The organism is Olivibacter sp. EAT-5 (assembly GCF_044784325.1).
Lineage (GTDB): Bacteria > Bacteroidota > Bacteroidia > Sphingobacteriales > Sphingobacteriaceae > Olivibacter > Olivibacter oleidegradans.
In genome coordinates this window covers 2,469,791-2,482,701 of record NZ_CP173028.1, presented here as the reverse complement: position 1 = coordinate 2,482,701, position 12,911 = coordinate 2,469,791, and the positions used below count along the sequence as shown (strand labels likewise).

At 40.2% G+C, this 12,911-nt stretch carries 7 protein-coding genes; 5 read left to right on the top strand and 2 right to left on the bottom strand.

Features of this window, described 5'->3' with window-relative positions; all coding sequences use genetic code 11:
* Positions 1-96 precede the first annotated feature (96 nt).
* Complete coding sequence (locus ACH11B_RS10185) at positions 97-501, bottom strand: hypothetical protein (RefSeq protein WP_130856167.1); 405 nt, start codon at positions 499-501, stop codon at positions 97-99.
* 285 nt (positions 502-786) lie between these two features.
* On the opposite strand from ACH11B_RS10185, the gene ACH11B_RS10180 reads away from it, so the two are divergent.
* The 3 genes from ACH11B_RS10180 to ACH11B_RS10170 all read left to right on the top strand — a co-directional run bounded on the left by ACH11B_RS10180 (position 787) and on the right by ACH11B_RS10170 (position 4,546).
* A complete protein-coding gene (locus ACH11B_RS10180; protein WP_377613544.1) occupies positions 787-1,872 on the top strand; it encodes an aldose epimerase family protein in 1,086 nt (361 codons plus the stop codon).
* Positions 1,873-1,998: 126 nt separating this feature from the next.
* The gene (locus tag ACH11B_RS10175; protein WP_377613545.1) at positions 1,999-3,156 is read left to right on the top strand and encodes a PepSY-associated TM helix domain-containing protein; all 1,158 of its coding nucleotides are present in this window, start codon (positions 1,999-2,001) and stop codon (positions 3,154-3,156) included.
* A gap of 322 nt (positions 3,157-3,478) precedes the next feature.
* Positions 3,479-4,546 carry a glycosyl hydrolase gene (locus tag ACH11B_RS10170; protein WP_377613546.1) on the top strand — a complete coding sequence of 356 codons (1,068 nt, stop codon included), beginning with the start codon at positions 3,479-3,481 and terminating at the stop codon, positions 4,544-4,546.
* 208 nt (positions 4,547-4,754) lie between these two features.
* On the opposite strand, the gene ACH11B_RS10165 is transcribed toward ACH11B_RS10170, so the two are convergent.
* Positions 4,755-4,979, bottom strand: a complete 225-nt coding sequence (locus ACH11B_RS10165) for a hypothetical protein (protein WP_377613547.1) — start codon at positions 4,977-4,979, stop codon at positions 4,755-4,757.
* 378 nt (positions 4,980-5,357) lie between these two features.
* Between ACH11B_RS10165 and ACH11B_RS10160 the strand changes: the two genes are divergently transcribed.
* Both ACH11B_RS10160 and ACH11B_RS10155 read left to right on the top strand, forming a co-directional pair.
* Positions 5,358-9,515, top strand: coding sequence for a two-component regulator propeller domain-containing protein (locus ACH11B_RS10160; protein WP_377613548.1), 4,158 nt, complete (start codon positions 5,358-5,360; stop codon positions 9,513-9,515).
* Between the two features lie 247 nt (positions 9,516-9,762).
* Positions 9,763-12,903 (top strand): SusC/RagA family TonB-linked outer membrane protein, encoded by a 3,141-nt coding sequence (locus ACH11B_RS10155; RefSeq protein WP_377613549.1) that lies wholly within the window; start codon positions 9,763-9,765, stop codon positions 12,901-12,903.
* Positions 12,904-12,911: the final 8 nt, after the last annotated feature.

Below are 12,911 nucleotides of genomic sequence, written 5' to 3'. Positions count from 1 at the left end.
GTTCGAATTACACTTCAGAAAATCTTTGACAATTCTGAATGGTTAGGTCAAATAGAATAATATGTTTAATCCAAAACTTAAACATCGCATAGCCGATTAGCTCTCATCGTCTTTTGGCATTTCCGAGATTTCATCAAGGCAAACGATGTCTCCTGGCTGGTTAATCAAATAGTTTATATCATAATAATGCAATTTGCCTAATCTATTAGCCACATCATAGCTATAAATTGCCTTAATATGCATCATGACATCACCCTCTTCATGCGGGCTATAAACATACGTCATAGGTTGCGAAGGAAATGCTGCAAACTCCTTATCATCAAAAAAAATAGCTGCATGGAACATTGCACCATGAATAGGTCCTTTTTCTAAAGAATGGCAGAAGTGGCCGATATCGATTTTTGTCACTAAATGATTTACTGAAAACAATTGAATCAGGTAAACCTTTGAAGCATTTGTTTCAATTCGTTTTTTAACAAAAGTTATTTCCTTTGTATCCATACAGCGACATTTGAAAGCACCTTTTTAATTAAAGATAACACAACTTAGCAGTAATCTTTGTCTTCGGTAACATTTTTTCTGCAATTTTGTTAAAATTTATTTTAGCAAGCAAAAACGTCAAACACCTCGAGATCTTAAAAAGTCTCATATCCTCGCGTTAACAGAGAAATTCTAATAATAGCATGGTTTTTTGTATATTTGGTAGTTAATAAGCCTCGTTTCATGCTAAATCAAAAATACAACTTTTTCCTGTGCATTTTCATAATAACGGTTGCTACGTCATGTATGCAAAAAATTCTTGATTCAAAAGCAAAATCGGACTTAAAAAGTGCCAATTTTAAAGCACTTGTTAACGGGGACTCCACTCATCTATACGTTTTAAGGAATACAAAAGGCATGGAAGTAAGTATTACGAACTACGGTGGCCGAATTGTTTCCCTTTTAGCGCCCGACAAAAATGGTAAATTATTGGACGTTGTTCTAGGCTTTGACAATATCCAGGACTACCTTGCTAAACCAAATTCTTTCGGGGCTATCATGGGACGTGTTACTAACCGCATTGCCAACGGCACTTTTTTATTAAACGGAGACACCATTAAAATAGACAAAAATAACGGACAACATGCCATCCATGGTGGGAGTAAGGGGTGGCGTCAACAGGTATTCCGAGGCTCACAACTGAGCGACAGCGTGCTGGTACTTTCCTATCTTTCACCTGATGGAGAATCCGGATTTCCGGGGAATGTTAAAGTAAAGGTGCGATATACGCTCACAAACGAAAACGCCTTAATCATCAATTACGAAGCAGAAACTGATAAAAGTACCGTTATCAATTTAACAAACCACAGCTTTTTTAATTTAAGCGGTAATCCTCAAAAAACAGTGCTTGACGATATTCTCTTTGTAAGAGCTAAACATTTTACCCCGGTAGATTCCAACGCCATTCCTACAGGTGAAATCCGCTCTGTCTCTAATACCCCTTTCGATTTTACCGTTCCAACCAGTATAAGAAGCGCCATAAATAGAGATAGCACTCATAAACAATTGGTGTTTGTATCAGGTTTAGATCACAACTGGATATTAGATACAGATGGAAATCTAGAGATTCCCGCCGCAAGTGTATATTCTCCCACAAGCGGTATCAAATTGACCGTTTTCACTAACGAGCCCGGATTACAGGTTTATACGGGTAACACGTTAGATAAGACGCAAAAAGGAAAAGATAATATTCCCTTTCAGAAATATGGCGCTATTTGCTTGGAAACGCAACATTTTCCCGACACACCCAATCAACCAACCTGGCCATCCGTTACGCTAAACCCCGGTGAGCAATATAAAAGCACTTGTATTTATCAGTTCAGTATTGAATAGCTACCTTATACCATTGCCTCTCAAAGCCTTTCCTGAAATCACAAAATAATTTGTGAATATCTGCGCGATATCGTTACTTTGTTATTTAGATTTAATAAAAATAATGTATTTCAAGAGGCTCCGTCCATGAAGAAAGCTAAGAAAATCTTTGCCTGGTTACATTTATGGGTTGGTTTAACAGTAGGTCTCATCTTTAGCATCGCCGCAGCTACCGGAGCTATATTAGTTTTTGAAGAGGAACTCGACCCCCTACTCTATCCATCTTTATATTACGCACAGTCAAACAATGATGCTTATCAACTCCCTTTATCCATTGACAGTTTATATAACTTAGCTCTTCAATATGCGAAGGGTGCAGCAATTAACTCTTTGGTAATACGAGAGAAAACGAACCATCAAGAAGCCGTATTCTTTCAAACTCGGGGCGATCGTTTGACACGACACCTTTTCTCGATTAATCCCTACACCGGAAAACTTCAACAAGATATCAAAGGAAAGCAACATCTCTTCACATTTTCAGAAGAGCTGCATAGACAATTGCTAATGGGTAAAACAGGAAAAGTCATTACAGGCATCTGCTGCCTGTCTTATTTAGTCATTTTAATCACAGGATTATTCTTATGGTGGCCTAAAAACAGTAAAATTCTTCGACAACGTTTAAAGATAAAATGGGATGCAAAATTTAAACGCGTAAATTGGGATTTACACGCAGTAGCAGGTTTCTATAGCCTTCCTATTTTGTTTCTAATCGCCTTCACTGGGCTAACATGGAGCTATAAATGGTTTAATAATGGCATTTTTTTTATATTTGACGGGAAAGGACCTCAAAAAGAGCTGATTCACAGCGGAGAGAATAAATCGCAGCAAAAAGGATCACTCGAGCAAATATACAGTCAAACCCAAAGATTGCTTCCTTATTCAAGCGATGTAACCTTATATTTTCCGGAAGACGCGATAAATCTCGTTCGCGTGAGCAAAGAGCAACATCATGCGTCAATAGCTAATGTAGTAGACCAGTTATTTTTTGATCGAAACACAGGAGAACTTGTCAAAAAAGAATTATATGCCACGCGTTCAAAAGGTATGAAGGTACGGCGTTTAATTTTTCCTATTCATACCGGCAGTCTTTACGGTTTACCGACTAAATTACTCGCATTTCTTTCTTGCCTAATTGGCACCAGTCTTCCTATAACAGGATTTATCATTTGGCTAAAAAGAAAGAACAAGAAGAAAAATTCAAAGATCAAGAAGCAGGTTCATAACCACTACGAAATAGTGAATTAAGCTTCGCCAAATATCAGTTCCTCCGCATCTCTTCTTTCAACATACCGCATCTCCCGTTAATTATTCGATTGATCGTTCTCAACCATCAATTTGAGAATTAGAAACCAATATTTCCAAGCAATAAAAGTGCTTTTAAAGGCACATAAAGACCGAAATTTCACATTCTCACATTTATCACATTTTATATACATTTTTATACATATTTTTACACTATCCGACCGAAACTTAGAGAATATGTTGCGAGCAACTAATTTTTTCCGCCCGATCCTAGCGTTTAAGAGCACCATATCTCCATGTTTCTTCAATACTTAAAAATTGAAATATGAAGCAGGTTTTACGTAAAATTTTAAGCAGCGCTATAGTGCTAGCAGCCTTTGCGTGCGGCAAAGATCCCTTTCCCGGAGGTGGCGAGAGCAATCTAGAACCCGTTCCGCCGCCTGACACATTGGTAACGCCGAGACCTGATACCTCAACGACAAAAAAATTCTTTTTTGGCGTAAACGGGCATCCACTTAATCAGGAAGCATATGCCACCTTATCGTCCGGGGAGCAGATGTCACTATTGAAATCACTTGGAATGAATATTTATCGAGTAGATTTCACGGTAACAAGTCAAGGGAAAATCATTCCGAAGCAAAGGTTTGAGAAATTACGCTTAGCCGCCGATTCGGCAGACATAACAATTTTACCGATGCTGCCAGATGCTAAGCTCGATTACAACGGCACCGAGGAAATAGCATATCAACAGGGATATGATAGAGGTTACGGTTTTGCACAGGAAAATGGAAATTACTTCACCTATTACAATATAGGTAACGAACTGGACAACGACTGCATACTTCCAAAAAAGTCCGGAAAGGTTGCTGAACATTACGACTCCAAAAAGTTTAAAATAATAGCTGCACATTTAAAGGGTATGGACGAGGGAATAAAGGCCGTTGACCCAACCGCTCAAACGATGGTAAACGCTAGCTGGATGCATTATAAATACCTTCAAATGTTAGAGCAGTACGGTATAAATTACGATATTGTGGCCTATCATTGGTATGGTGAAATGGAAACCATGGCATCAAGTACTTACAATATAAATGATATTACGCAATTCCTCAGTACTCAATTTTCAAAACCTATCTGGCTAACTGAAATAAATATAAGAAACCGTACAGGAGAGGTATCCGACCAAGTGCAACGCGACCTTTTAAATACAATAATAGGTAAGTGTAAAGAAAACCCTCGCGTTCATGCTGTTATCATCTATGAATTATTTAACGAACCGGTTTTCAACAGCATTGAATCATATTATGGTCTCTATGATTGGGAACAACCTTATAAGAAATACAAACCGAAATTATGGGCAGCAGAACAAGAAAGGAAAATCGCCGGCCTATAAAAACACTGCTTATCTCTGGCGAGATAAGCAGTTTCTACATTGATCAAGTATCCAACCGTAACCTTAGTAGAAGTCTTATTTCTATAGAATAGATCCGTTTGTTTTAATCCAAATCAAAGCTAACTATAAAACAAGGTATTTATTGCCTTAGCTGTAATATGTGTATCATTTTGTATAAAAATGAGCAATCAACCTCAGAAACAATTCATCAAATACAGTCTACATCCTTCTTGACGAGCATTTTTAAATCGTCTCCATCCACTTTTAGCCAAGTATAATTTGACAAATCATTTAGTTCAATGTCTTCCTCACTTTCGAGACTAGCCGTCAAGACCCATCGTGCATTAATTCTAACATAGGGTATCCTAAACAAATTGCTATACTCAATCTTTTTTCGCAATGACTTACTTAAATTTTCAAGGTTAGATGACATTATATTTATCTATAACACTAAATTACAAAGCAATCAGCATTATCCATAAAATAACTGTAATATACCTGAAAACCACTAGACTTTTCATGTTTTCACCGAGAAAACAGGACTGTCTACCGAGTTCTTTCCTACACCCACCTAATACGCGTCGCAACTAATTAAAGCATTTCCTACTTTTGAACTAAATAAAAAAAGAGAACGACATTACGCTTAAGAAAGCAATTCACAGTCACATTGATACATATATGATCCCTGCTTGACCATGCCAAGGAACCGGCCGTCTTCAGGGATTTTCGATTTTAAGAGAATCAACAAAGCACAATGAATCCAAGTAAATTCTCGTATTTTTACCAGGTAGTAAAATGAATCACTCGCTTTATGCCTATTCTGGTCTATCTGTGGCTCTTGTTTCTTCCCTTGGCGGCATTTGCCTTTAACGACAGTGCGATCTACCGTCATTATAACTATACCTTGCAAAATGGATTGCCGTTTAACAATATACGGGATATTAAGCAGGACAATACCGGCTTTATTTGGATCGCAACAGAGAATGGTTTAAGCCGTTTCGATGGGAAGGTGTTCAAAAATTTCAGCTATGATGTTTCATCGCCTCAAGGCTTACTGGGTAATTATGTACAAACAATCCTGATTGACAAAGAAGGAATACTTTGGGTTTCTTCCAGAAAAGGTGTCAGCAAATATAATAGCACAACCGAATCTTTCACACACTATCCAATCCTGGCCTCTGTCAAAGGTCAATACAAAATGGACGTAGGTTGTATAAGCAACTCAAACGACAAAAATGTTTTATGGATTTCTGCCAACGGCTTGGGCGTCTATCGCTTTCGCAAAGAATCCGGATCTTTTACAAGATATACCACGCAAAATCTAGAAGGTTTGCGCTCCAACATGGTAACGGCTATATTTGAAGACAGCCAAGGCTTACTATGGATAGGCAGTCAGGATGCGGGGCTACAGGTGTTCACACAACACAACAAAACCCTAAAGCCCTTTTATCCAATCCAGTCTGCCTTAAACCAAAAACCTTTCTGCCGTATACATAACATATTCGAAGATCCCGCAGGAAACATTTGGGTGGCAACCGACAGTGGCCTCTTTACTTACCGTCGACATAGTGCGAAGGGGCAATGGATTACTGCCCAAGCTTTAGGTACGCCTCATAACCACTATTTAAGTGTGGCTTGCCATAACAATAAAGAATTTTACTTAGGCATCCTAGACGGCGGGGCTTTCCATATACATTTTGAGGAAAGCACAGATCATAGGATTGTTATCAAGAAAGTTTCACGGGTAGATGAAAATGATTCAAAACCCGATGGCCTACATAGAAGGTCAATTACAAGCTTATTTTTTGATCGAGACGAGAATTTATGGGTAGGTTCATACGGCGATGGGGTATTCCTTATCGCCAAACCCATATATCCATTCTTTAATCTTCATGAAAATCAACTAAATCTCGTCAATAAGGCGGATCAAAATGTTCGTTTTTATGGCTTGCTGGAAGATGTTGCAGGGAATCTGTTTATAGGAACAGACGGTCACGGTATCTTTAAACTGGATTATGAAAACAAGCTACTGAAACACTACAAGAAAGAAAAGAACCGGTCATCATCCCTATCGGATAATGCTATACTGGCTACATTAAAAGATCACAACAACCAACTCTGGTTCGGCACTTATCGTGGTGGCCTTATGCGCTATAATACTCGACAGGACAATTTCACTCATTTTAAAGCGGACCCTACAAAGGAAGGGACGCTTGGCTCGAACGATGTCCGTATTATATTTGAAGATATGCGGCATCAACTCTGGGTAGGCACCAACGGAGGCGGGCTTAACAAACTAAACTACTCTACACAAAAATTCACCACCTTTGTCCCTCAAAATAGCACCATCCCTTCCAATGACATCCGTTCAATCGTTGAAGACAAACACGGGAACCTTATTATTGGCACCTACGGAGCCGGCATCACCTATTTTGAACAGGAAAAAGAACTTTTTCATCCCTTTTTTCCTGAGGGCGGAATCTTTGACAAATTAAAATCGGAGGTTATATACGATCTGGCCATTCTCCATGATGGGCATTTATGGATCGCAACGGAAAGTAACGGGCTATTGGTGTATGATATGGAGAAGAAGCACTTCGTTCATAATTTTCATGAAAGAAACGGCTTGGTAAGCAATACCGTCCTCGCTATTCAGCAAGACAATCAAGGGCACTGTTGGGTAAGTACAATACAGGGCTTATCCAGCATTGACTTAACGTCAAAGGCAATTACTAACTATGGTGCTAACTCCGGCGTGCAAGAGGGGACCTTCAACCCACGAGCAGCAATCTATAGTGAAAAAAGAAATCAACTTTTCTTCGCTGGTACCGGAGGACTAACCTATTTCAACCCAAAAAACGTAAATTATCAGCAACCCCAGAGAAGCATCATTTTGACGGGACTGGATTTACTGGGCAAAGAGATTACTTCTTATCCCAATAGGCTAATAGCTGCGCAAGAGCAATCATTAAATGACAAAAAGAAACTAACGCTTCCATATAACTATTCAACTTTCACGCTACATTATGCTTCACTAACGTATGGACAATCGGGTCAACATCGTTTCGCTTATAAATTGGACGGTTTAGATGAGCGCTGGAACTATGTCGGTAATGAACAGGCAGCTACTTATCGCTATTTGCCTCCCGGAAACTATACGTTTCAGGTAGCACTGGAACAAGGCGGTCAAATCCTTAAGAGCAGCATTAAACAACTACATCTCGAGATCTTACCTCCATGGTATAAAACATGGTGGGCCTATATCATCTATTTTATTTTAGCAGGCGCCATTCTTTATTATTACCGCCGACACCAATTGCAAAAACAGAAGCTTAATTATCAGCTCAAAATCAGCCAGTTGGAACGGACTAAAGAACAAGAAATAAACGCTTTAAAAATAAACTATTACACCCGACTGTCACACGAATTCCGTTCCAGTTTAACGCTCATCCTTCAACCGGTTAAGGAGCTACTAAACAAAAAGGATGCGAATTCAGATCAAGATCCTTCTGTTAAGACCCTCTATGTAAACACCAACCGCCTACTAAGGCTCGCGAATCAAGCACTAACGTTTAGAAAAGACAATCTAACCAAAGAAAATTTGCAAATACAGTCGACAGACTTGGTCAACCTGATTCTGGAAGTATTAAATTGCTTTAATCACCAAGTTAAACAAAAGAATCTGTCAGTCACTTTTCATACGCAATTTGACGAGCTTTTCTTATTGATAGATCGTGAAAAAATCGAAATGGTCCTATTTAACCTGGTATTCAATGCCATTAAATTCACCAAAGAAGGGATATTGGAAATTAAACTTGCCAAGCTTGATCAGATGACGATTTTACTTAGTATAAAAGACAGTGGCTGTGGTATCGATAAACAAATTGGAGAGAAACTGTTTGAGCCCTTTGCTCATCATGAATCCTTTAATAAAAGCACTTTGGGATCAGGTTTTGGCGTTGGGTTGTGGATGGTTAAATCACTTATCGAACTACATGATGGCCGTATTTACTATGAGAGCGAATTGGGTAAAGGAACCACTTTTTATATGGAACTTCCCATGAAAGCCTCAGCCACGAGCACTAGCAGTGTACAGTTAAACCCCGGTAGTATTCCAACGGTTCTGCAACTGATGGAACAGGAGAACAAACCTCCGCTTCCCATGACCGCCAAAGCAACTTCCTTTTATAAAATATTGATAATTGATGATGATGTGAGCTTAACCAATTACCTCGAAAGCATGTTATCTAACTACTTTGAGGTATATGTGCAACACGAAATATCCGGTGCCTACCGCTTATTAGACGATAATCTACCGGATCTCATTCTTTGTGACATCGTCATGGAAGGGAGTAATGGAATCGAATTTTGCAAAGAGGTAAAAACAGATCCTTCCCGGAGGCATATCCCGATCATTTTGCTAACAGCGTCACATAATACGGAAACCAAATTGGAAGGCATACAGAGTGGCGCGGACGACTATATTACAAAACCTTTTGACATTGATGTATTAATAGCTAAAATACAAGCTATAATAAAAAGTAGAAGCGATTTAAAAGACTATTTTTTTCATCATATTACTGATAATGCCAAATTTCAAAAAATCAGTAGCGAAGACCGGGAATTGCATGACAAGTGTTTGCTTATCATAGAAAAACACCTTACCGATCCTAGCTTCAATGTACATAAACTTGCCGACGCCTGCGGCTTTACTTATGCTACCCTAGGTAACCGCATTAAAGAGATACATAACCTCAGCCTTAATAGTTTTATCAGAACCGTACGCTTGGATATTGCCGCGCGTCTATTTCTCAGCTCAGAGAATACCATCTACGAAGTAGCCTATCAAGTAGGCATCCGCGATCTCAAGTACTTTAGAGAACAATTTGCAAAGCAGTATGGCATGAACCCCTCCGAGTATATTAAGAAATACAGAAAACCTTTTCACCGCGTTTACCATGCGAAATAGGATTTCACATTGTTCTTAAACACCTTTAAACTTTAAAAAGGCGATTAATAAAAAAAAGCACAGATGATCCAGATAGACCCTGTTAGGGTCACTTTCTTTGATTGTTCTACGAATGCCCCCCCTTTTTTTTTATTTTACCCCTCACTACCGGACGGGGGATAAACGACATTTGCTCCTCACTACCTAATCGATTATAGCAAGCCTAGCGCATGCTTCATCGGTTTCGTTTATTCTAACCAACAGCATTATGAATTCTATTTACAATCAAACACGAGGATTTGCACGAACATGTTTGGCACTGACTACCTTTTATATCTTTGCCATTCACAGTGTACAGGCCGCTGTTATTCCAACCAAGCTTGGAGTTAAACAGACTAATGTAAAACAACAAGCCATCGTAGGTACAGTGGTAGACGAAAGCGGAAACCCGCTCCCTGGAGTCAGTATCCGCGCAAAAAATGGACAAGGTGGGGGCAGTACCGATATGCAAGGAAAATTTAGCATACAACTCTCACCTACAGAAACGACTTTGGTGATCAGCTATGTAGGTTATCTAACGCAAGAGGTAACCATTGTCCGCAATCAGGCCATGCGTATTGTCTTACAGCCCGATGCTCAAGCACTTAATGAAGTGGTTGTTGTAGGCTATGGAACGCAAAAGCGAGCAACAGTGACTGGATCTATTTCAGAAGTAAAGGGAGCTGATATGGTCAAAAGTCCGCAACCAAACGTATCCAATTCACTTGCCGGGCGGTTTTCAGGATTGGTCGCCACCAATAGAGGTGGAGAACCAGGCTACGATGGCTCCCAAATACGTATTCGTGGTGTATCAACAACCGGCAATACCGATGTGTTGATAGTGGTAGACGGTGTGCCCGGTCAGGTCGGCGGGTTAGAGCGATTGGACCCTAATGATATCGAGAGTGTAAGCGTACTCAAAGATGCCTCCGCGGCCGTCTACGGAAGCAGAGCCGCTAATGGCGTTATTCTAGTAACCACCAAAAAAGGCAGCAGCGGCAAACCCACGGTCTCTTATAGTTTCAATCAAGGTTTCGCTTCCCCTACCCGATTGCCAAAGATGGCCGATGCGGCCACCTATGCAACGATACGCAACGAAATAAGTTATTATAACAACCCGTCCGGTGGTCTGTTTCAATCCTATTCTGCTGATGAGATTGAGAAATTCAGAAATGGATCCGATCCCGAGAATTATCCGAATACCGACTGGCAACAAGAGGTATTGGCTAATACTGCCTTACAAAGCCAGCATAATCTCTCTGTAAATGGAGGATCAGAGAAAGTAAAATATTTTGTCTCGGCCGGAACACTCAAACAAGATGGTATTTTTAAAAACGGAGTAACCAATTTCAAGCAGTATAACTTCCGTTCCAATATCGACTTGGATGTAACCGACCGCTTCAAAGTGGGCATGTCCTTAGCGGGCCGCGAAGAAAAACGTTTGTTTCCCACGACCGGGGCAGGTGATATTTTTCGCAATTTATACCGCGCCTATCCTACCGTATTACCACGTTACGCCAATGGTTTACCAACCACGGGTATAGAGAACAATAACCCGATTATGATGGTAACTGATGCCGGCGGAACGAATCAGAATCCGAAGCAAATTTTTAATGGTATTCTTAGAGCATCTTATCAATTACCGGTTGAAGGCCTTATGCTCGACGGCTTTTTTTCCGTCGATCGCTCTACAGAATCGGGAAGAAACTTTATTGTTCCTTACCTGGTATATAATTATGATGCAACCACCGGAATCTATCAACCACGCACCGTTGGCGAGTCTAAAGCACAATTACAACAATTTCAAGAAAATACATCCCTAACTACCTCGCATATTAAATTAAATTATGAACGCAGTTTTGGCTCCCATAATATAAAAGCTTTTGCGGCTTATGAGCAAAGTGAACGGACACTGAACCGAATGGAAGCCGGACGCCGTAATTTCCCTTCTTCGCTTACCCCCGAACTATCACAGGGAGGAACTGCGTTGGAAGACCGCACGAATGCAGGATTAAGCTGGCGGGAAAGCCGCAAAAGCGTGATTAGTAGGATCAACTATAATTATAAGGAAAAATACTTAGTAGAAGCCCAACTCCGTGTGGATGGTTCATCCATCTTTCCAAAAGACAGTCGTTATGGTTATTTCCCGGGTATTTCCGCAGGTTGGCGCATTTCACAGGAAGATTGGTTTAAAAACAGAGTCAAATTCATCGATGACTTGAAGTTACGGGCCTCCTATGGTGAGCTAGGCGGTGATAATGTAGGAGCGAATCAATTTGTTAACAACTACATTTTTGGAAATTATTATACCCTTGGCAATAGCATATATCCTGGAATTGATTTAAACAAATTGGCCAATCCGAACATCACTTGGGAGGTCTCCAAAAAAACAGATATCGGCTTTAACGCGCAATTTTTGAAAAACTTCAACATGGAATTTATTTATTTCATGGAGAAGCGCTCTAAAATACTTTTACCTCGTAATGCTTCCATTCCAGGCAGCACCGGTATCGTTAACCCATTTCCAACCAACGACAACACGCCTCTTGTTCCCTCTGAAAACATAGGTAAAGTTGACAATACCGGGCTAGAAGCCACTTTAGGTTATCAACGAAATGGCACGGTCAATTTTGGCATTGCAGGTAATATCACCTATGTCAAGAGCAACGTAGTTTTTAGAGATGAATCACCCGCAGTTTTACCTCATCAAAGTCAAACCGGTAGGCCACTAAATAGCTATCTTTTGTATCGTAGTGCCGGCATTTTCCGTAGTCAGGAGGAGCTGGACGCCTACCCACATGTTGCGGGAGCAAAGGTGGGTGATTTAATTTTGGAAGATTACAATGGCGATGGTGTCATTACTGCCGATGATATGGTGCAAACCAATTTAGGCAACATTCCACAGTTGACATTCGGTTTAACGCTAAATGCTTCGTACAAGCAGTTTGACCTCTCCGCCGTATTTGCAGGTCAAGGGAGGGTGCGTCAATACATTTTAGCCGAAGCCGGCACCATTGGCAACTACTTTAATACCTGGGCAGAAAATCGGTGGAGCCCGGAAAATCCCAATGGTAGCTATCCACGCGTTGACGAACGAGCTTCTTCCTCCATCAGCGGCGGATTATATAAGAACGATTTTTGGTTGTTTAATACGGCTTTTGTTCGTTTGAAAAATGTAGAATTAGGGTATACGCTGCCGGAAACACTGATAAACAAGATAGGCATCAAATCATTAAGGTTTTTTGCTAGTGGATTTAACCTTTTTACCGTTACGAAACTGAAAGACTTTGACCCTGAAGGTTCAAGCGAGAGCGGCCAATTTTATCCGCAACAGCGCATTATCAACATAGGCGCCAATGTACGTTTCTAACCTTTAAA

Coding starts and splice junctions, on each gene's coding strand:
- ACH11B_RS10185 (WP_130856167.1), bottom strand. CDS start 501: ATGGATACAAAGGAAATAACTTTTGTTAAAAAACGAATTGAAACAAAT.
- ACH11B_RS10180 (WP_377613544.1), top strand. CDS start 787: ATGCAAAAAATTCTTGATTCAAAAGCAAAATCGGACTTAAAAAGTGCC.
- ACH11B_RS10175 (WP_377613545.1), top strand. CDS start 1,999: ATGAAGAAAGCTAAGAAAATCTTTGCCTGGTTACATTTATGGGTTGGT.
- ACH11B_RS10170 (WP_377613546.1), top strand. CDS start 3,479: ATGAAGCAGGTTTTACGTAAAATTTTAAGCAGCGCTATAGTGCTAGCA.
- ACH11B_RS10165 (WP_377613547.1), bottom strand. CDS start 4,979: ATGTCATCTAACCTTGAAAATTTAAGTAAGTCATTGCGAAAAAAGATT.
- ACH11B_RS10160 (WP_377613548.1), top strand. CDS start 5,358: ATGCCTATTCTGGTCTATCTGTGGCTCTTGTTTCTTCCCTTGGCGGCA.
- ACH11B_RS10155 (WP_377613549.1), top strand. CDS start 9,763: ATGAATTCTATTTACAATCAAACACGAGGATTTGCACGAACATGTTTG.